Source organism: Pseudomonas sp. TE24901 (genome assembly GCF_054058375.1).
This window is the reverse complement of sequence record NZ_JBSSAF010000008.1, coordinates 278,635-298,706: the sequence shown is the minus strand read 5'-3', so window position 1 is coordinate 298,706 and position 20,072 is coordinate 278,635. Positions and strand designations below refer to the sequence as shown.

17 protein-coding genes and 1 pseudogene are annotated in these 20,072 nt (G+C 60.1%); 11 read left to right on the top strand and 7 right to left on the bottom strand.

The features are described from left to right. Positions 1-45: 45 nt before the first annotated feature. On the bottom strand, positions 46-2,781 hold the full coding sequence (secA, locus tag ACVWVP_RS18315) for a preprotein translocase subunit SecA (RefSeq protein WP_178921775.1): 2,736 nt from the start codon (positions 2,779-2,781) through the stop codon (positions 46-48). A gap of 305 nt (positions 2,782-3,086) precedes the next feature. Here secA and ACVWVP_RS18310 point away from each other — a divergent pair, with 305 nt between their 5' ends. Further along, positions 3,087-3,542: a DUF721 domain-containing protein gene (locus ACVWVP_RS18310; protein ID WP_178921774.1), complete on the top strand. Its 456-nt coding sequence runs from the start codon at positions 3,087-3,089 to the stop codon at positions 3,540-3,542. 4 nt (positions 3,543-3,546) lie between these two features. On the opposite strand, the gene ACVWVP_RS18305 is transcribed toward ACVWVP_RS18310, so the two are convergent. Next, positions 3,547-5,025 (bottom strand): helicase HerA-like domain-containing protein, encoded by a 1,479-nt coding sequence (locus tag ACVWVP_RS18305; RefSeq protein WP_457407515.1) that lies wholly within the window; start codon positions 5,023-5,025, stop codon positions 3,547-3,549. Positions 5,026-5,229: 204 nt separating this feature from the next. Here ACVWVP_RS18305 and ACVWVP_RS18300 point away from each other — a divergent pair. Beyond that, positions 5,230-6,261, top strand: a pseudogene (locus tag ACVWVP_RS18300) (HAMP domain-containing protein); the annotation flags it as partial. Between the two features lie 93 nt (positions 6,262-6,354). Further along, positions 6,355-7,119, top strand: a complete 765-nt coding sequence (locus tag ACVWVP_RS18295) for a methyl-accepting chemotaxis protein (RefSeq protein WP_405046581.1) — start codon at positions 6,355-6,357, stop codon at positions 7,117-7,119. Between the two features lie 13 nt (positions 7,120-7,132). Here the strand turns inward: ACVWVP_RS18295 and ACVWVP_RS18290 are convergent, their stop codons facing one another. Both ACVWVP_RS18290 and purU read right to left on the bottom strand, forming a co-directional pair. Beyond that, positions 7,133-7,303 carry a hypothetical protein gene (locus tag ACVWVP_RS18290; protein ID WP_178921768.1) on the bottom strand — a complete coding sequence of 57 codons (171 nt, stop codon included), beginning with the start codon at positions 7,301-7,303 and terminating at the stop codon, positions 7,133-7,135. Between the two features lie 86 nt (positions 7,304-7,389). Beyond that, a complete protein-coding gene (gene purU / locus ACVWVP_RS18285) occupies positions 7,390-8,238 on the bottom strand; it encodes a formyltetrahydrofolate deformylase (RefSeq protein ID WP_176994328.1) in 849 nt (282 codons plus the stop codon). Between the two features lie 351 nt (positions 8,239-8,589). Here purU and mvaT point away from each other — a divergent pair, with 351 nt between their 5' ends. Then, positions 8,590-8,964, top strand: a complete 375-nt coding sequence (gene mvaT, locus ACVWVP_RS18280) for a histone-like nucleoid-structuring protein MvaT (RefSeq protein ID WP_178921766.1) — start codon at positions 8,590-8,592, stop codon at positions 8,962-8,964. 90 nt (positions 8,965-9,054) lie between these two features. Here mvaT and sbcB read toward each other — a convergent pair whose 3' ends face one another. Beyond that, on the bottom strand, positions 9,055-10,482 hold the full coding sequence (gene sbcB / locus ACVWVP_RS18275; protein WP_457407514.1) for an exodeoxyribonuclease I: 1,428 nt from the start codon (positions 10,480-10,482) through the stop codon (positions 9,055-9,057). Positions 10,483-10,648: 166 nt separating this feature from the next. Here sbcB and ACVWVP_RS18270 point away from each other — a divergent pair, with 166 nt between their 5' ends. From ACVWVP_RS18270 to ACVWVP_RS18245, 6 genes are read left to right on the top strand one after another with little or no spacing between them, the layout of a single operon-like run. Continuing rightward, the gene (locus ACVWVP_RS18270) at positions 10,649-11,341 is read left to right on the top strand and encodes an RDD family protein (RefSeq protein ID WP_178921762.1); all 693 of its coding nucleotides are present in this window, start codon (positions 10,649-10,651) and stop codon (positions 11,339-11,341) included. Continuing rightward, the gene (locus ACVWVP_RS18265) at positions 11,338-12,318 is read left to right on the top strand and encodes a stage II sporulation protein M (RefSeq protein ID WP_178921760.1); all 981 of its coding nucleotides are present in this window, start codon (positions 11,338-11,340) and stop codon (positions 12,316-12,318) included. The genes ACVWVP_RS18270 and ACVWVP_RS18265 overlap by 4 nt, the downstream gene beginning before the upstream one ends. Beyond that, the gene (locus ACVWVP_RS18260) at positions 12,305-13,834 is read left to right on the top strand and encodes a DUF4129 domain-containing protein (protein ID WP_457407512.1); all 1,530 of its coding nucleotides are present in this window, start codon (positions 12,305-12,307) and stop codon (positions 13,832-13,834) included. Before ACVWVP_RS18265 ends, ACVWVP_RS18260 begins: the two co-directional genes overlap by 14 nt. Further along, positions 13,831-14,988 (top strand): DUF4350 domain-containing protein, encoded by a 1,158-nt coding sequence (locus ACVWVP_RS18255; protein ID WP_457407511.1) that lies wholly within the window; start codon positions 13,831-13,833, stop codon positions 14,986-14,988. Before ACVWVP_RS18260 ends, ACVWVP_RS18255 begins: the two co-directional genes overlap by 4 nt. After that, positions 14,985-15,974 (top strand): AAA family ATPase, encoded by a 990-nt coding sequence (locus ACVWVP_RS18250; protein ID WP_178921754.1) that lies wholly within the window; start codon positions 14,985-14,987, stop codon positions 15,972-15,974. Before ACVWVP_RS18255 ends, ACVWVP_RS18250 begins: the two co-directional genes overlap by 4 nt. A gap of 7 nt (positions 15,975-15,981) precedes the next feature. Then, positions 15,982-17,313, top strand: coding sequence for a DUF58 domain-containing protein (locus tag ACVWVP_RS18245; RefSeq protein ID WP_178921752.1), 1,332 nt, complete (start codon positions 15,982-15,984; stop codon positions 17,311-17,313). A gap of 57 nt (positions 17,314-17,370) precedes the next feature. Here ACVWVP_RS18245 and ACVWVP_RS18240 read toward each other — a convergent pair whose 3' ends face one another. Then, entirely contained in the window at positions 17,371-17,730 is a 360-nt protein-coding gene (locus ACVWVP_RS18240; RefSeq protein ID WP_457407509.1) for a PilZ domain-containing protein, read from the bottom strand. 218 nt (positions 17,731-17,948) lie between these two features. Continuing rightward, entirely contained in the window at positions 17,949-18,323 is a 375-nt protein-coding gene (locus tag ACVWVP_RS18235; protein ID WP_176994337.1) for a tetratricopeptide repeat protein, read from the bottom strand. Between the two features lie 173 nt (positions 18,324-18,496). Between ACVWVP_RS18235 and pyk the strand changes: the two genes are divergently transcribed. Further along, entirely contained in the window at positions 18,497-19,948 is a 1,452-nt protein-coding gene (gene pyk / locus ACVWVP_RS18230) for a pyruvate kinase (protein ID WP_178921747.1), read from the top strand. Positions 19,949-20,072 lie beyond the last annotated feature (124 nt).

Below are 20,072 nucleotides of genomic sequence, written 5' to 3'. Positions count from 1 at the left end.
AAAGGCCGGTCGCGGCGCGGGGTGTTGCAGCGTCAGGCAAAAATCTTAGTTGATTTCGCCGTGGCAGTGTTTGAACTTCTTGCCCGAACCGCACCAGCACAGTTCGTTGCGGCCCAGCTTCTGGTCGTTGCGAACCGGCGTCTGGGCCAGGGCCACATCGACCTCTTCGCCCAAGACTTCAGGTTGCTCAAGACCCGGGGCTTCGTCGTGCTGGAACTGCATGCGCGCAGCCAGCGCCTCGGCTTCCTGACGCAGGCGTGCCTCTTCCTCGATCGGGTCTTCACGACGCACCTGAACGTGGGACAGCACGCGGATCGAATCGCGCTTGATCGAGTCCAGCAGCTCGGAGAACAGCGTGAACGACTCGCGCTTGTACTCCTGCTTCGGGTTCTTCTGGGCGTAGCCACGCAGGTGGATACCGTGACGCAGGTGATCCATGGTCGACAGGTGGTCTTTCCACAGGTCGTCCAGCACGCGCAGGACAATCTGCTTCTCGAAGGTGCGCAGTGCTTCGGCACTCGCCTGCTCTTCTTTCTCGTTGTATGCGGCCAGCAGCTCGGTCATGAGCTTCTCGCGCAGGGTCTCTTCGTACAGGTGGTCGTCTTCGTCCAGCCATTGCTGAACCGGCAAGTCCACACCGAAGTCGCTCTTGAGCGCCGCTTCCAGGCCGGCAACATCCCACTGCTCTGGCAGGGACTGTGGCGGAATGTGTGCGCTAACGGTGGCGCTGAGCACGTCCTGACGGAAGTCAGCGATGGTCTCGCCAATGTTGTCGGCAGCCAGCAACGTGTTACGCATGTGATAGATCACTTTACGCTGTTCGTTGTTGACGTCGTCGAACTCGAGCAGTTGCTTACGAATGTCGAAGTTGCGGCCTTCCACCTTGCGCTGTGCTTTCTCGATGGCGTTGGTCACCATGCGGTGCTCGATCGCTTCACCGGACTGCATGCCCAGAGCCTTCATGAAGTTCTTCACGCGGTCCGAGGCGAAGATGCGCATCAGGCTGTCTTCCAGCGACAGGTAGAAGCGGCTGGAACCGGCGTCACCCTGACGACCGGCACGACCACGCAGCTGGTTGTCGATACGGCGCGATTCGTGACGCTCGGAAGCGATCACCTGCAGGCCGCCGGATTCCAGCACGGCCTGGTGACGTTTCTGCCAGTCGGCCTTGATCTGGGCGATCTGCTCGGGGCTCGGGTTTTCCAGGGCCGCGACTTCCACTTCCCAGTTGCCGCCCAACAGGATGTCGGTACCACGACCGGCCATGTTGGTGGCGATGGTCAGTGCGCCTGGGCGACCGGCCTGGGCGATGATCTCGGCTTCTTTTTCGTGGAACTTGGCGTTGAGGACCTTGTGCTCGATGCCTTCCTTGTTGAGCAGGTTGGACACGTGCTCGGAAGTCTCGATGGTGGCAGTACCGACCAGAATCGGGCGACCCTGGGCCATGCCGTCCTTGATGTCATTGATGATTGCCGCGTATTTCTCTTCAGCCGTCAGGAACACCAGGTCGTTGAAGTCTTTACGCGCCAACGGCTTGTTCGGCGGGATGACCATCACGGCCAGGTTGTAGATCTGGTGGAATTCGAACGCTTCGGTGTCGGCCGTACCGGTCATGCCGGACAGTTTGTTGTACAGACGGAAGTAGTTCTGGAAGGTGGTGGACGCCAACGTCTGGCTTTCGGCCTGGATGTTGAGGTTTTCCTTGGCTTCGATGGCCTGGTGCAGGCCTTCGGACAGACGACGCCCCGGCATGGTACGGCCGGTGTGTTCGTCGACCAGGACCACCTGGCCGTCCTGCACGATGTATTCGACGTTGCGGTGGAACAGCTTATGGGCGCGCAGGCCGGCGTAAACGTGGGTCAACAGGCCCAGGTTGTGCGCCGAGTAAAGGCTCTCGCCTTCAGCCAGCAGGCCGATCTGGGTCAGCATGTCTTCGACGAACTGGTGACCGGCTTCGTTGAGTTCGACCTGGCGGGTCTTCTCGTCGATGGTGAAGTGACCTTCTTTGGTCACCACGCCTTCAACTTCTTCAACGTGCTGGGTCAGGCGCGGAATCAACTTGTTGATTTCGGTGTACAGGCGCGAGCTGTCTTCGGCCTGGCCGGAGATGATCAGCGGGGTACGGGCTTCGTCGATGAGGATGGAGTCGACTTCGTCGATCACGGCAAAGTTGAGTTCGCGCTGGAATTTTTCTTCCATGCTGAACGCCATGTTGTCGCGCAGGTAGTCGAAACCGAATTCGTTGTTGGTGCCGTAGGTGATGTCGGCAGCGTAAGCGGCGCGTTTCTCTTCCGGCGGCTGGAACGGCGTTACCACGCCGACGGTCAGGCCGAGGAATTCATACAGCGGGCGCATCCAGTTGGCGTCCCGGCGAGCCAGGTAGTCGTTCACCGTCACAACGTGCACGCCCTTGCCGGACAGTGCGTTGAGGTAAACGCCCAGGGTTGCCACCAGGGTCTTGCCTTCACCGGTACGCATTTCGGCAATCATGCCTTCATGCAAGGTCATGCCGCCGATCAACTGGACGTCGAAGTGGCGCATGCCCATGACACGCTTGCCGGCTTCACGGGCGACCGCAAAGGCTTCGGGAAGCAGCTTGTCGAGGGTTTCACCTTTGGCTATGCGGGCCTTGAACTCTTGGGTCTTGGCGCGCAATTGGTCGTCCGACAGGGCAACCATCTGCTCTTCGAAAGCATTGACCAGTTGCACCGTCTTGAGCATGCGTTTGACTTCGCGCTCATTCTTGCTTCCAAAAAGTTTCTTTAACAAAGGCGCAAACATATCGGCAGGTTCTTCCACACATAGGGATGGAGGGCGCACCGTGAGTGGCCCGAGCAGCCCTCACGGCCGCATGCGAACGCGCATTCTACCCGGAATCGTGGGTGAGGAAAGTGGCGTTGTTCCCCGATGCTGGCATGGTGCTGTGAGAGGGCCTGTTTAAAATAAGGGCTTTTACCGGAACTTCAACCCATGGAGCGCAGAAGTTACCTATTGATTTGGCAAGCGTTGACCTGCAGTTGCATTGCCCGGGGGCCTGCGGGCGCTTTCTGTTAAGATGGCGGCTCTGTTACTTAAGGTGTCTAAACATGGCATTTCGCCCTCATACAGCTCGCATCCCCAGCGTGTTGCTCCGCGAAGCCAAGCCGTTGAAAGCCATCTTTGGCCACGCGCAACGCCTGGGCCATCTGCAACGCCTGCTCGAAAGCCAATTGCAACCGGCCGCACGTGAACATTGTCATGTGGCGTCCTGGCGTGAAGGCAATTTGCTGTTAATTGTCACCGACGGTCATTGGGCCACGCGTTTGCGTTACCAGCAAAAGCGCCTGCAACGTCAATTGATGGCCTTCGATGAGTTCGCCAACTTGACGCGTATCCAGTTCAAGGTGCAGCCGCCTACCGTGCAACAAGGCGCAGTGGGCCACACGATGGACCTGTCGGTAAATGCCGCCGAAACCATCCAGGCGACGGCCGACGGCATCAGCGACCCCGGCCTGCGCGCCGCCCTGGAGCGGCTCGCCGCCCACGCCAAGCCCAAGGCCTGAACCGCTACTTGCGCTTGCTGCCACCCAGCAACGACCCCAGCAACCCCCGCACCAACTGGCGCCCCATCTGATTGGCCGCCTGCTGCATCGCGGATTTCAGCGCCTTGCCCGCCGTAGTGCCCAGAAAGGCACCCGCCTTGTCCGTGAAACTTGGCTCTTCGGTAGCCGGCTTGGCCTCTTCGGCCGTCCCCAGGTCTTTGCGCGCCATCAGCACTTCATAGGCCGACTCCCGGTCAATCGGTTTGTCATAGCGCCCCAGCAACGGTGAACTGGCAATCAGCGCCGCGCGTTCGGCCTCGCTGAGCGGCCCGATACGCGACTGCGGCGGCGCCACCAGTACGCGCTGGACGACTTCCGGCGTGCCTTTTTCCTGCAGCGTGCCCACCAACGCCTCACCTGTGCCCAGCTCGGTCAGCACCGCCAGGGTATCGAAGGTGGGGTTCGGCCGAAAACCGTCTGCCACTGCCCGCAGGGACTTCTGCTCCTTGGTGGTGAACGCCCGCAGGCCGTGCTGGATGCGCAGGCCCAATTGCGCCAAGACCGTGTCAGGCAAATCCCCCGGAGACTGTGTGACAAAGTAAACGCCGACACCTTTGGAGCGAATCAAGCGCACCACTTGCTCCAACCGCTCCTGCAACGCCTTGGGCGTATCGGCAAACAGCAAGTGGGCCTCATCAAAAAACAGCGCCAGCAACGGCTTGTCGGCATCGCCGCGTTCGGGCAATTGCTCGAACAACTCCGCCAACAGCCACAGCAGGAAGGTCGCGTACACCTTGGGCGCCTCATGCACCAGGCGGCTGGCGTCGAGCAGGTGGATACGCCCTCGCCCATCACTGGCGGGTTGCAGGATGTCTTCAAGCTGCAGGGCCGGCTCGCCAAACAAGGCCTCGGCGCCCTGTTGCTCCAGGACCGCCAGGCGCCGCAGCAGGGCCTGGCTGGAGCCGGTGGTCATCAGCGCCGCGTCCTCGCCCAGCAATTCCGGGTGGTAGCGCAGGTGGTTGAGCAGCGCCTTGAGGTCCTTGAGGTCCAGCAGCAGCAAACCTTCGCGGTCGGCCACCTTGAAGGTCGCGTAGAGCGCCGACTGTTGGCTGTCGGTGAGTTCCAGCAGCGCGCCGAGCAACAATGGGCCCATTTCGCTGATGGTGGTGCGCAATGGATGACCGGACTGCCCATGGATGTCCCACAACGTCACAGGATAGGCCTTGGCGGTGTACCCCAGGAAAGGCATGCCGGCGATGCGCTCGGCCACCTTGCCCTGCGGATTGGCTGCGGCCCCGAGGCCACACAGGTCGCCCTTGATATCAGCCGCGAACACCGCGACGCCCGCGTCGCTGAAGGCTTCCGCCAGGCGTTGCAAGGTGACGGTCTTGCCCGTGCCGGTCGCACCGGCAATCAGCCCATGGCGGTTGGCCAGGCGCATGGCCTGGGCGATGGGTTGGCCGTCCAGGCCCGCGCCGATAAGGAGTTGCGTGGTATCAGGCATTTCGTCACCTCTGGTTAATCTTTAGTGCCGCCAGGTCGATATAGAGAGGTGTGAGACCCACAAAGTCTAAAAATAGGTCGGATAGTTCCTACAGGGACCAACGGAGCTATCGCAAGAAATATCACACCTTTTTTGACGCTGCCATTTTGCGCATCCCATAAGGACGCGCTTCGGATAATAAGACCTTAGCGGACCCTACAAGCCATGAATAAAAATCTGCGCTTCAGCCACAAAATCCTGCTTGCAGCCTCCCTTATCGTCATCGCCGCATTTGCGCTGTTTACCCTCTACAACGACTACCTGCAACGCAACGCCATTCGCGACGACCTCAACAACTACTTGCATGAAATGGGTGATGTCACCGCCAGCAACATCCAAACCTGGCTCACCGGGCGCATTGCCCTGGTTGAAAACGCCGCACAGAACATCGCCATCAACCCGGAACCCTCAGCCGTTGCCAAGCTGCTCGAACAGAAAGCCCTGACGTCATCCTTCATGGCGACCTACGTGGGTGACAGCAAAGGCGCGTTCACCATCCGCCCTGACACCAAGATGCCGGACGGCTTCGACCCACGTGTTCGCCCCTGGTACAAAGGCGCCCAGGCCAGCAACGGCTCGACGCTCACCGAGCCCTACATCGATGCCGCGACCGGCAAACTGATCATTTCCATCGCCACGCCCAGCACCCAGGGCGCCCAGAGCATTGGCGTCGTGGGCGGCGACCTGAGCCTGCAAACCCTGGTGGATAACATTGGCGCGCTGAACTTCGGCGGCATGGGTTATGCCTTCCTGGTCAGCGCCGATGGCAAGGTCTTGGTACACCCGGACAAAAACCTGGTGATGAAGACGCTGGCCGATGTGTACCCAAAAAACACGCCGACCATCAGCACCGGCTTCAGTGAGGTCGAAGCCAACGGCAAGGACAACATCGTGACCTTTACACCGATCAAGGGTCTACCCTCGGTGAACTGGTACCTCGGCATTTCGGTGGATAAAGACAAATCCTTCGCCATGCTCAGCGAATTCCGCACCTCGGCGGTGATTGCCACGCTCATTGCCGTGGTGATCATCATCGCCCTGCTCGGCATGTTGATCCGCATCCTGCTGCAACCGCTGCACGTGATGACCCGCGCCATGCAAGACATCGCTGACGGTGAAGGCGACCTCACACGCCGCCTGGCCATTCAGAACCACGACGAATTCGGCACCCTAGGGAACGCGTTCAACCGCTTCGTGGAGCGCATTCATACGTCGATCCGCGAAGTGTCCTCAGCCACCGAGCAGGTCAATGAAGTGGCACTGCGGGTGGTGAGCGCTTCCAACTCATCGATGATCAATTCCGACGAGCAGGCCAACCGCACCAACAGCGTGGCGGCGGCCATCAATGAACTGGGCGCCGCTGCCCAGGAAATCGCGCGCAATGCGGCGCAAGCCTCGCATCAGGCCAGCGATGCGCGGCACCTGGCCGAAGATGGCCAGCAGGTGGTGGAGCGCAATATCAAGGCCATGAACCAGTTGTCCGAAATGATCAGTGCTTCGAGCAGCAATATCGAAGCGCTCAACAGCAAGACGGTCAATATCGGGCAGATTCTCGAGGTGATTACCAGCATCTCCCAGCAAACCAACTTGCTGGCACTCAACGCCGCCATCGAAGCGGCCCGTGCCGGGGAAGCGGGTCGCGGGTTCGCCGTGGTGGCCGATGAAGTGCGCAACCTGGCCCATCGCACCCAGGAATCGGCGCAACAGGTGCAGAAGATGATCGAAGAGTTGCAGGTCGGTGCCCGGGATTCGGTCAGCACCATGGGCGAAAGCCAGCGCCATAGCCACGACAGCGTAGAGATCGCCAACCTGGCCGGTGAGCGCCTGAACAGCGTGACCCTGCGCATTGGCGAGATTGACGGCATGAACCAATCGGTGGCCACCGCCACTGAAGAACAGACCTCGGTGGTCGAGTCGATCAACATGGACATCACCGAGATCAACACCCTCAATCAGGAAGGCGTCGAAAACCTGCAGTCCACCCTGCGTGCCTGTGCCGACCTGGAACAACAGGCGGCGCGCCTGAAACAACTGGTGGGCAGTTTCCGGATCTAACCCGCGCGGGGCGTTACTTACCCTCCGGTTCGGCCTTGCCCTTCTCTTGCTCCCACAGCTCGGCGGCACCCGGAAATTCGGTGCCGTCGTCGCTGCTCAGTTCTTCCGGGTCAAACCGGCTCAAACAGCCCTCTCCCAGGGTGGCCGGGGCCTTGGAAGTGGCTTTATCCAGTGGATCGCTCATGCTCTAAACCTCTGCGCCCAACAAAGAAAAAGGGCCTGGGACGATTTAACGCCCAGGCCCTTCATTCTTCAATCAAAACCCTTGGATCAGAACACGACGGTCTTGTTGCCGTGCACCAACACGCGGTCTTCCAGGTGGTAACGCAAGCCACGGGCCAGGACCATCTTCTCGACGTCACGGCCGAAACGCACCATGTCTTCGATGCTGTCACTGTGGCTCACACGTACCACGTCCTGCTCGATGATCGGGCCGGCGTCCAGTTCCTCGGTGACGTAGTGGCACGTCGCGCCAATCAGCTTCACGCCACGCAGGGAGGCCTGATGGTAAGGCTTGGCACCAATGAACGACGGCAGGAAGCTGTGGTGAATGTTGATCACCTTGCCGGCGTATTCACGGCACAACTCCGGTGGCAGGATCTGCATGTAGCGCGCCAGCACCACCACATCCGCCTCATGCTGCTTGACCAGGCGGGAGACCTCGGCGAACGCCGGCTCCTTGTCCTGCGGGTTTACCGGGACGTGGTAGTACGGGATGCCGTGCCATTCGACCATGCTGCGCAGGTCGTCGTGGTTGGAGATCACACAGGCGATCTCACAGTCCAGCTCGTCGCTGTGCCAGCGGTGCAGCAGATCGGCCAGGCAGTGGGACTCACGACTGGCCATCAGCACCACGCGTTTTTTCTGCTCGGTGTCGGTGATCTGCCAGGTCATCGAGAACTCTTCGGCGATGGGCGCAAAGGCCTCGCGAAACGCTTCAAGACCAAACGGCAACGTATCGGCACGAATCTCGTGACGCATGAAGAACCAACCGCTGAGATTGTCCGAGTGATGGCTCGCCTCGGTGATCCAACCGTTGTGGGAAGCCAGAAAGTTACTGACCTTGGCAACGATGCCAACCCGGTCCGGGCAAGCAATCACCAGCCGAAAAGTGCGCATTAGGGGGAAACTCCAGAACTTCGCAAAGGCCGCCATTCTAGCGATTGCGCAGAAAATCTGCAGTATTCCTTGTGGCTTATTCTGATCCCCCGTGCCAGCCACACCCCTTAATAGCGTAAGGTTTTACCCTTGCTACATGGCGGTACAACGGCAAGATCAGGGAAATATCAAAAAACAACGGCGATTATCTTTAGGCCTACGACCTACTAATTAACTCGATTGCATAGCTTCGCCACAAACATTCAAAGTAATTCACATAAATGCCTTGTTAAATGTTTACTTGACGAAATTGCCTGACTATTATTGCCCCACTCCCCTTGTTCAACCCGCGCTCTACATAAGGTAGTCCCCATGTCTCTGATCAACGAATACCGTGCCACCGAAGAAGCTATCAAAGAGCTGCAAGCCCGTTTGAAGAACCTGTCCCAAGACGACAAGCTGCAAACCGAGCTGGAATTCGAAGGTAAACTGCGCGCCCTGATGGGTGAATACTCCAAATCCCTTCGCGACATCATCGCGCTGCTGGATCCAGAGTCAAAAGTTAAAGCGCCACGCGGTGCTGTGAAAACTACTGGCACCAAGCGCGCTCGCAAGGTCAAGCAATACAAGAACCCACACAACGGCGAAGTGATTGAAACCAAAGGCGGCAATCACAAGACCCTGAAAGAGTGGAAATCCAAGTGGGGCGGTGACGTGGTTGAAGGCTGGGCAACCCTGCTGGGCTAAGCCTCATCGGGTGTTAACCTGATACGCAACACATTAAAAACGCCAGCTTGCTGGCGTTTTTTATTGCCTGGGTATTTTGTTGTTACCCGATTACAGATTCAGGCGAACCGCTAAAGAGTCGGCATACACCTGCCATTGGTCGAGTACCTGACGCTGAAACGGCGTAGCACTAACAACCAACTCATCAGCGGCCTGTTTAAATGCCTCAAGGGTATTGGGCGCTCCCCATTCCGCGCTCGACAAACGCTGCTGACAAAAAAGTTTCCAGCGCTGTTGCTCCTCGCTGTTCAAGGTTTCAGGAAAGTTACGCGCACGGTAGCGAAACAATAATTCCGGCAAACGATGATCATCGAAAGGCCACTGCTCACGCGCGAGTTGCAGTGGTTCAGCTGCTCGCACTTGTTCACATAAACGACGATCACGATCACCGATAAATCCATCGTAGAGCTGCTGCTCCGGGTCCGCACTCGGTTCGAAATCTTCCTCGGCGTAAATGGCTGCCAACTTGTCCCGCCACACTTCCTGTGCGTCAGTTAGTCGCAGCGCCCTTGCCAGGCAAGTCTCCTTATCCAGCTGAAGCCGCTGGAGGTCCGGCCCACGCAGCACATTCAATGGGGCGACCACCGGGCAACGGTTGATATGCACCAACTTGAGCGGCACCGGCAATTCGCCGTCGGCCAATTCATCACGACGCGTGTAAAGGCGTCGGCGCAACGTATCGGCATCAAGGTCCAGCAAGCCTTGTGGATCCAGCCCCAGATCACACACGATCAGCGCATTGCGATTGCGTGGGTGCCAGGCCAGCGGCAGCACGATACCCAGGTAATGACGCTCGGCAGAAAATCTCCCCGAAATGTGCACCATCGGTTGCAGCAGGCGCACCTGATCCATCACCCGTTGCTTGCTGCGCAGTTGAAACAGCCACTCATACAACTTGGGCTGTTTCTCTCGGACCAGACGCGCCAGGGCGATGGTGGCACGCACATCGGACAGCGCATCGTGAGCCTGCCCATGGTCGATGCCGTTGGCCTCGGTCAGTCGCTCCAGTTTCAGGGTGACGCGCCCATCCTGTTCGGGCCAGACGATCCCTTCAGGTCGCAGCGCGTAGGCGGTGCGAACCACATCGATCAGGTCCCAACGGCTATTGCCACCCTGCCATTCACGGGCGTAAGGATCGAAAAAGTTGCGGTACAGGCTGTAGCGCGTCATCTCATCGTCAAACCGCAGGGTGTTATAGCCGGCACCGCAGGTTCCCGGAGCAGCCAGTTCGGCGTGCACCCGGGTCATGAAGTCGGCTTCCGCCAACCCCTTCTGCGCCAGGACGCCAGGCGTGATACCGGTGATCGCGCACGCGGCCGGGTGCGGCAGGATGTCATCGCTGGGCTGGCAATGAAGATTGACCGGTGGGCCGACCTCGTTGAGTTCGAGATCGGTACGAATCCCGGCAACCTGCAGTGGGCGATCGCTGCGCGGGTTGATGCCGGTGGTTTCGTAGTCGTACCAGAAAATGGTGGTCACGGGCTGTTCCTGTACTGAAGATCGGCAAAGTCTAGGCGCTGCAAGGCGTCAGAGGCCAGCGATAGATTACTGTACAAATACCCAGTAAAAACTTGAATGGTTGCTTCCACCGTCGACACTGCTAGCATCCGTGTCACTCAGCCGCTCTGCACTGCCAAGGATCGCAATGCCATCAGTTCCGTTGGATACCCGCTACCAGATCGAGACCCCGGAGGGTATCGATCTGCCCTTGCGCCCTGCCGGCCTGCTGCCACGTGCAGTGGCCTTTGCCTTTGACCTGGGGGTGCGCGGGCTGATCATGGGTATCCTGCTAATACCTCTGGCCCTCTTGGGCAACATCGGTATCGGCCTGGGCTCGTTGCTGCTGTTCCTGGTCAGTTGGTGGTACATGGTGCTGTTCGAGGTGCTGAACCAGGGCTGCTCCCCCGGCAAGCAGGTCATGGGCCTGCGGGTGGTGCAGGACGACGGTACGCCAGTGGGCTGGTCCGCGTCACTTATCCGTAACCTGCTGCGTTTTGTCGACATGCTGCCCTTCGGCTACTTCCTGGGCGCCATCAGTTGCCTGCAACACCCCCATTTCAAACGCCTCGGCGACCTGGCTGCGGGCACGCTGGTGGTCTACCGCGAACGGCCACTGGCTCGCCCTCAGGTGCCCCAGGCCCAAGCCTTGCGCCTGCCGTTCCCACTGGAGTTGAGCGAGCAGCGGGCGATCCTTGGCTTTGCCGAACGCCAGGGTGAGCTGTCTGCCGAACGAGTGCATGAACTGGCCTCCATCCTCGCCACGCCCCTGCAGGTGTCTCCGGCCCGTGCCGTCGAGCAACTCAATGGTGTGGCGCGCGGACTGTTGGGGCCAGCATGAAGCAGAGCCTGTTCGAAAGCCGTCACCAACCCCAATGGCAGGCCTTTGCCGAACAACTGAATCAGTTGGAGCAAGGCAAGGCCAAGGCGAGTGACATGGCCGAGTTCCCCCACCACTATCGAAGGCTGTGCCAGCATCTAGCACTCGCCCAGGAGCGAGGCTATAGCAGCTACCTGGTCGATCCACTGCAGCAACTCGCCCTGCGAGGCCATCAACAGCTGTATCGCCATCGTAGCCAACTGACCGCTAATGTCCTGGGTTTCATCCTGGCAGGCTTTCCGCGGCTGGTACGGGAGCAATGGCGTTTCGTATTGATCGCCAGCCTGCTGTTCTTTGCCAGCCTGGTGGGCATCGCCTTGCTGGTCTACCTGTTTCCCGACCTGATCTACAGCATCGTCAGCCCCCAGCAGGTCGCCGAGATGCAGGCCATGTACAACCCCAACGCCAGCCGCCTCGGCCGTGCCGCCGAGCGTGCATCCAGTGAAGACTGGATGATGTTCGGCTACTACGTGATGCACAACATCGGCATCGCCTTCCAGACGTTCGCGGCCGGCTTGCTGTTTGGCCTGGGCAGCGTGTTCTTCCTCATATTCAACGGCTTGATCATCGGCGCAATCTCCGGGCACCTGACCGATATCGGCTACGGCCAGACCTTCTGGTCGTTTGTCATCGGGCACGGCGCCTTCGAACTGACGGCCATTGCCCTCGCGGGCGCGGCGGGCTTGCAACTGGGCTGGGCACTGATTGCTCCGGGACGACTGACCCGAGGTGAATCCCTGCGCCTGGCAGCCCGCAAAAGCGTGCAGATGCTCTGCGGCGTCATGATATTCCTGCTGATCGCAGCCTTCATCGAGGCCTACTGGTCTTCCACCACAACGATCGCGCCCTGGGTCAAGTACCTGGCAGGCGCCGCACTCTGGCTGCTGGTGGCAGCCTACCTGACGTTTGCCGGGCGGGTATCCCATGCGCCTGAGTGATGCCAGCGTAGTGATCCGCCCGCGCACCACCTGGGAAGCCATGGACCTTGGCGTGCTCATGGCGCGTCAGCACCGTGGGCTGTTGATGGGCAGTTGGGCGCTGATTACCTTGCCGGTATTTGCACTGCTTACCGTCTTGCTCTGGGACTTCCCCACCCTCGCCATGATCCTGTTCTGGTGGCTCAAGCCCGCCTTCGACCGCCTCCCCCTGTACATCCTGTCCACGGCATTGTTTGGTGACGCCCCAAGCCTGAGGCAAGCGGTGCGCCACTGGCCAAAGTTGCTCAAGAGCCAGTTGCTGGTCAGCCTGACCTGGCGTCGGTTCAGCCTCAGTCGCAGCTTCCTGTTGCCAGTCAGCCAACTCGAAGGACTGGACGGCCAGGCACGCCAGCGACGCCTAGGCGTGTTGCTGCAACACAACGCCGGGGCTGCACGCTGGCTCACCCTCCTTGGAATGCATCTGGAAATCGGCCTGTGGTTCGGCTGCATGGGCCTGTTCTACTTCTTCATTCCTCAAGAAGTCGAACTGGACTGGGACTGGCAACGGCTGGCACTTGCAACCGCCTCCGAAGGCCTGTGGCTGGAGCATCTGGGTAACGCGTTCTATGCGTTGGTGTTGATATTCTGGGAGCCCATCTACGTCGCCTGCGGCTTCAGCCTCTACCTCAACCGCCGCACCGTGCTGGAAGCCTGGGACTTGGAGCTGGTGTTTCGCCGTCTGCGCCAACGCCTGGGCAGCGTTGCGATGTTGATGTTGCTGGTGGTCGGGCTGCTGCTCGTACAGGCCAGCCCTCCGGCCTGGGCCGAGGAGCCCAATAGCCACACGCAACTGAGTACCCAAGCTGCGAGCCAGGCCATCAAGGCGCAAATGGAAAAGCCGCCCTTCAAGAACCCGGAAACCGTCACGCGGTATCGTTTCGGTGAGGAAAAAACCGCCGTCAAAAACCGCGCGCACGGTGAAGGTCAATTACCCGCCTGGCTGCAGGCCCTGCTGGACAGTTTCAACAGCAATACCTTCAAGCACGCTGCCCAGGGCTTGGAGGTCATCCTGTGGAGCGTGCTGATCGGCGGTCTGGCGCTGCTGGTCTGGCGCTATAAGGACTGGCTTCGCGCCTTCGTCAGCCGACGCCCCACACTCCCGCACAAAATGCCCAAGCCGGTCCCCGCCCAATTGTTCGGCCTCGACCTGGGCCTCGAAACCTTGCCCGAGGACATCGCAGGTACCGCCGAAGCACTCTGGGCCACGCGTCCCAGGGAAGCCCTTGGCTTGCTGTATCGCGGCTTGCTCAGTCGCCTGTTGCACGACTTCCACCTGCCACTCAAAGACGCCGACACCGAAGGCCAGGTCCTGGAACGCGTTCACCACCTGCAACAACCGCAGTTGCTGGCCTTCAGTGATGAACTGACGCGCCACTGGCAGAACCTCGCCTACGGTCACCGCCTGCCCCCGGTCACAACCCAGCAAAAACTGTGCAGCGACTGGCGCGCATTGTTCAGCTCGGGAGCCGTACGATGAATCGGTTTTTACTGTGGGTCGGTCTGCTGCTGACATGCCTGCTGGGTGCCGGCGCGTTTTACGCCTGGCACAAGGCAATCCCCTATGAAGAAGTCGTCGACCGTGGACCATCGCCGGAGGCCCGGGCGAACCCTTATCTTGCAGCCGAGCACTTCCTGCGTCAGCAAGGCCTGACCGTAACCCATGCCAATAGCCTTGAACCGCTCGCCGACCTGCCCCCCAAGGGCAACAGCCTTTTGCTACTGGGTGAACGCAGCAATATGACACCTGGCCAGGTGAGCCAACTGCTCGACTGGGCAAAGTCCGGCGGCCATCTGCTGGTGGTCGCCGAAGCGTTGTGGGATGAAGAGGCAGGTAGCAGCGGTGACCTGCTGCTCGATCGCCTGAATATTCATCAGGCATTGAGCGAGGCATTCGACGAACCGGCCTCCCCGAGAAAGAAGAAAGCGCCGGACCTGACCAAGCTGTATGTCGACAATGAAACCGCGCCGGCCTATTTCAACTTCGACACCGACTTCAACCTCACCGACCCCAAGCACCTGGCGCAGTTTTCCGCCAACAGCGCCAAATCCAGCCACTTGATGCAACTGGATTTCGGGGACGGCCGCGTGACGGTGGTGACCGACAGCGACCTGTGGAAAAACCCGAGTATCGGCCAGTATGACAATGCCTGGCTGCTCTGGTATCTGAACCAGGGGACTGACGTGACGCTGCTGTTCCATACCGAAGTGGACAGCCTGCTCACGCTGTTGATGCGTTACTTCCCCCAGGCGCTGGTGGCCCTTGTCGCGCTGATTGCCCTGGGGCTCTGGCAGGCCGGCGTGCGTCAAGGCCCTATCACGGCGCCGGCGCCCAAGGCCCGTCGCCAGTTGCAGGAACACCTGCAGGCCAGTGCCGATTTCTTGCTGCGTCGCGGTGGCCAAGGCGCCTTGCTACGCGCTTTGCAACAAGACATTCAACGCGCCGCTCGCCGACGCCACCCAGGCTTCGAGCACCTTGAAACGGCAGAACAGTGGCAGGTGCTTGAACGCCTGACGCACCAACCCTCACACGTCATCAGCCAGGCCCTTGGTCCACTTGGCGAAAAACGGCTCAACAGCGCCGATTTCAGTCGTCAGGTGGCGTGCCTGCAAACTCTCAGGAATGCCTTATGAGCGATTTTCCAACGGCTATGACCTCCGAACACCTGCTACACGCCAGCCAGCAAGCACAGGCCCTGCGCATCGAATTGCGCAAGGCGGTGATCGGCCAGGACCCGGTGATTGACGATGTGCTGACCGCCTTGATCGCCGGTGGCCACGTGCTGCTCGAAGGCGTACCCGGCCTCGGCAAGACGTTGCTGGTGCGTGCGTTGGCGCGGTGTTTTGGTGGTGATTTCGCGCGTATTCAGTTCACCCCCGACCTGATGCCCAGCGACGTCACCGGCCATGCCGTGTACGACTTGCACAGCGAGCAGTTCAAGTTGCGCAAAGGCCCACTGTTCACTCACCTGTTGTTGGCCGACGAAATCAACCGTGCACCTGCCAAGACCCAGGCCGCGTTGCTTGAAGCGATGCAGGAGCGCCAGGTCACCCTTGAAGGTGAAGCACTGCCCATCGGGCAACCGTTCATGGTGCTGGCCACTCAGAACCCCATCGAACAGGAAGGCACCTACCCCTTGCCTGAGGCCGAGCTGGACCGGTTCATGCTCAAGGTGCGCATGGACTACCCCGATGCCAGCCAGGAACTGGACATGGTGCGCGAGGTCACCCGCTCCTCCAGGGCCGACATGCTCGACGTGCAGCCGCTGCGCACTGTGCTTCAGGCTCAAGACGTGCTGCGTCTTCAGGAGATCGCCAGTGAGCTGGCCCTGGACGAACAGGTGCTCGACTACGCCGTGCGCCTGGCCCGTGCCACGCGCAGTTGGCCAGGCTTGACCCTGGGCGCCGGCCCGCGGGCCTCCATTGCCCTGGTGCGCGGCGCCCGGGCCCGGGCCTTGTTGCGTGGCGGGGAATTCGTCACCCCGGATGACATCAAGGGCTGCGCATTGGCCGTACTGCGCCATCGGGTGCGTATTGCACCGGAGCTGGACATCGATGGGCTGGAAGTAGACCAGGTGCTCAAACAGATGCTGGACCAGATTCCGGCACCTCGACAGTGACGCCCTCATGAAGCCGACCCGACTGTTGTTAAGCTGGCTGGGTGTGCTGCTAGGCCTGAACATCCTGCTCGGCGCGGCTGAAGCCTTGCAGCTCAAGGTACCCGGCACCCTGCACTCGATTGCCTGGGGCCTGTTGCTCGCGCTGTTATTGCTGTCACTTCTGGATGCTGTGCGGTTGCGTCGCAGGCCCCCCGTTCAGATCGAACGGCAGATGCCTGGCAGCCTGGCACTCGGACGTTGGGGTGAAGTACGCCTGAGCCTGGCACACGGCTTCTCACAGCCCCTGACGGTGCACGTGTTCGACCACACGCCCGATGGCCTGAGCGTGGAGAACCTGCCCCAATCCATAATAGTGCGCCCCGGCGAACGCAGCGAGCTGGGCTACCGCTTGCGCCCTCTGCGTCGTGGGCATTTCAGTTTCAGCCGCTGTGAGGTCCACCTGCCCAGCCCGCTTGGGCTATGGTCGGCACGACGGTTTGTCGAGGTGAATGACACCACCCGCGTCTACCCCGACTTTGCCCGATTGTACGGTGCACAGCTGTTGGGTGTGGATAACTGGCTGAGCCAACTCGGCGTGCGACAACGCCAACGCAGGGGCCTGGGGCTGGAGTTTCATCAGCTGCGCGAATTTCGTGAAGGCGACAGCCTGCGTCAGATCGATTGGAAAGCCACTGCCCGGCAACGCACCCCCATCGCACGCGAGTACCAGGATGAGCGTGACCAGCAAATCGTGTTCATGCTCGATTGCGGCAGACGCATGCGCAGCCAGGACGGCGAGTTATCGCATTTCGACCACGCGCTCAACGCCTGCCTGCTGCTCAGCTACGTAGCGTTACGCCAGGGTGATGCCGTGGGGTTGTGCACCTTTGCCAGCGATCCGCCACGCTACCTGGCCCCGGTCAAGGGAAGCAGCCAGTTGAACCTGCTGCTCAACGCGGTTTACGACCTGGACACCACCCGACGCACAGCCGACTACGAGGCTGCCGCCAGCCAATTGCTGGCTCGGCAAAAACGCAGGGCGCTAGTGATTGTCGTGACCAACTTGCGGGATGAGGATGATGAAGCCCTGATGGCTGCGGTCAAGCGCATCAGCCGACAACACCGGGTGCTGGTAGCCAGCCTGCGCGAGGAAGTCCTCGACCAACTGCGTCAGGCACCCGTGCAAACCTTGCCCGAAGCGCTCGCCTACAGCGGTACGATCGACTACCTCAACACTCGAAACGAGCTGCATGACCGCTTGGCCGCACAGGGTTTGTCGCTGCTGGACACCTTGCCTTCGGAACTGGGGGCCGCCTTGGTGACACGCTATCTGGGCTGGAAAAAAGCCGGAGCATTCTGAAACATGCGTCGACCGCAGCCTGGGCTGGCCCAAAACCGGGTCGACAGGGCTTGATGACTAGGCAGACGCCTGCAAAGGATCGAAGCTGAAATAGTCCTGCAAAGCGCCGATCACGCGCGCGTACTCATCGGACGCCTGCGTCACACTGAACCCAGAGTCGTAGTGCTGAGGGTTGACATCTTCATGACTCCACAGGCACGTCGCCGTGATGTCGACGGCGTGGAAGTCGCCCTCAGGCCCCGGGATCTTAAAGCGCAACTCGAAGTCAACATCGACCATCATGGGCAATTGGCTGATCAACATCAGGCCGTCTTCGGAAACATTGCCCAAATAACCAATAGGTTTATCCGTGCGGCGATTAAACACCTGCAGGAAATAAGGAAGTTGGTGTCGCTCGATCCGTCGCTCGGTAAACATGGTCGTCATCCAGTGGCCATGAGTCAGGCCATGTCAGTAATTCGGAACGGGCCAAGAGCCCACTCTCCCCCGGATCTCGGTGTGGCAACAGGTCTCCCTGTGTCACTGGACTGCTGCCGAATCAGGGCCCTGTATTCGCTCAAAAAAACTTGTACAAACGAACAATCGAAGGATAGCCCAAGACTGGCAACGGGCCAGCTATAGGATGACAAATATCATTACAAAGACGCCGGACGCGGTTGTGCAACGCTGGCCCCCGGGTAATGCCCCAACTGCTGCAAGGTGTCGAGCCGGGCACGGGCACGGTACGCGTACTCACTCGAGGGGTACTGGGTAATGATGAACTGGTAGGTCTGGACCGCATCGACGAACAGCTTCTGCCGTTCCAGGCATTGCCCGCGCAACATCGACACTTCCGGCTGCACATAACGACGGGTGCGGCTCTCACGATCAACCTGGGACAACTCCAGGGTGACGCGCTCGCAATCACCCACCCCGTAGGCACGGTAAGCGTTGTTCAAATGGTGGTCCATCGACCAGCGGGTACAGCCGACAACACTGACGGCCAGGGCAGCAACGAGCAAAATTCGCATGAGGGTTCTCCTGTCTTGTGCAGTGTATCGACCCCTCGTCGAAAATCTTCAAGGGTGTTCGTATTCACTCGCAGCAAAAACAAGTCAATCGTCGATAAGTAGTGCAAACGAACAATGACTACAACGAAAGAGCATAGTAGCCTTCCTCAGCGCTTGAACTCAGGAGTCTGTGCATGTCCGTCCGTCGTACCAAAATCGTCGCCACCCTTGGCCCGGCCAGCAACTCGCCGGAAGTCCTCGAACAGCTGATTCTGGCTGGTTTGGACGTTGCCCGTCTGAACTTCTCCCACGGCACCCCGGACGAGCACAAGGCTCGCGCCAAGCTGGTGCGTGACCTGGCTGCCAAGCATGGCCGCTTCGTGGCGCTGCTGGGTGACCTGCAAGGCCCGAAAATCCGTATCGCCAAATTCGCCAACAAGCGGATCGAGCTGAAGATCGGTGACAAATTCACCTTCTCCACCAGCCACCCGCTGACCGAAGGCAACCAGCAAGTCGTGGGTATCGACTACCCGGACCTGGTTAAGGACTGCGGCGTCGGCGACGAGCTGCTGCTCGATGACGGCCGTGTGGTAATGCGCGTCGACACCGCCACCCCGACCGAACTGCATTGCACCGTGATCATTGGTGGCCCGCTGTCCGACCACAAAGGCATCAACCGTCGTGGTGGCGGCCTGACCGCACCGGCCCTGACTGAAAAAGACAAGGCTGACATCATTCTCGCCGCCGAAATGGAAGTGGACTACCTCGCCGTGTCCTTCCCGCGCGACGCCGCCGACATGGAATACGCCCGTAAACTGCGCGACGAAGCCGGCGGCACTGCCTGGCTGGTGGCAAAGATCGAACGCGCCGAAGCCGTGGCAGACGATGAAACCCTCGACGGCCTGATCAACGCGTCCGACGCCGTGATGGTTGCCCGTGGTGACCTGGGCGTGGAAATCGGCGATGCCGAGCTGATCGGTATCCAGAAAAAAATCATCCTGCACGCTCGCCGCCACAACAAGGCGGTGATCGTGGCGACCCAGATGATGGAGTCGATGATCCAGAACCCGATGCCGACCCGCGCCGAAGTGTCCGACGTGGCTAACGCCGTGCTCGACTACACCGACGCCGTAATGCTCTCGGCTGAAAGTGCTGCCGGCCCCTACCCGCTGGAAGCGGTGCAAGCCATGGCGCGCATTTGCCTTGGCGCTGAAAAGCACCCGACCAGCAAGACCTCCAGCCACCGCATCGGCAAAGAGTTCGAAAGCTGTGACCAGAGTATCGCCCTGGCCGCCATGTACACCGCCAACCACTTCCCGGGTGTGAAGGCGATCATCGCCCTGACCGAAAGTGGCTACACGCCGTTGATCATGTCGCGTATCCGCTCTTCGGTACCGATCTACGCGTTCACCCCACACCGTGAAGCTCAGGCCCGCACGGCGATGTTCCGTGGTGTGTACACCGTTCCGTTCGACCCGGCTTCGCTGGCACCGAACGAAGTCAGCCAGAAGGCAATCGACGAGCTGGTCAAGCGCGGCGTTGTGGAGAAAGGCGACTGGGTCATCCTGACCAAGGGCGACAGCTACCACACCACCGGTGGCACCAACGGCATGAAGATCCTGCACGTGGGCGACCCGCAGGTTTGATGTGACACGCTGAAAAACAAAAGCCCCGCCATGTAGATGGCGGGGCTTTTTGCATTTCATGGGTTCGTGTCGAACTCGGTCAAATGTGGGAGCGGGCTTGCTCGCGAATGCAGTGTTTCAGTCG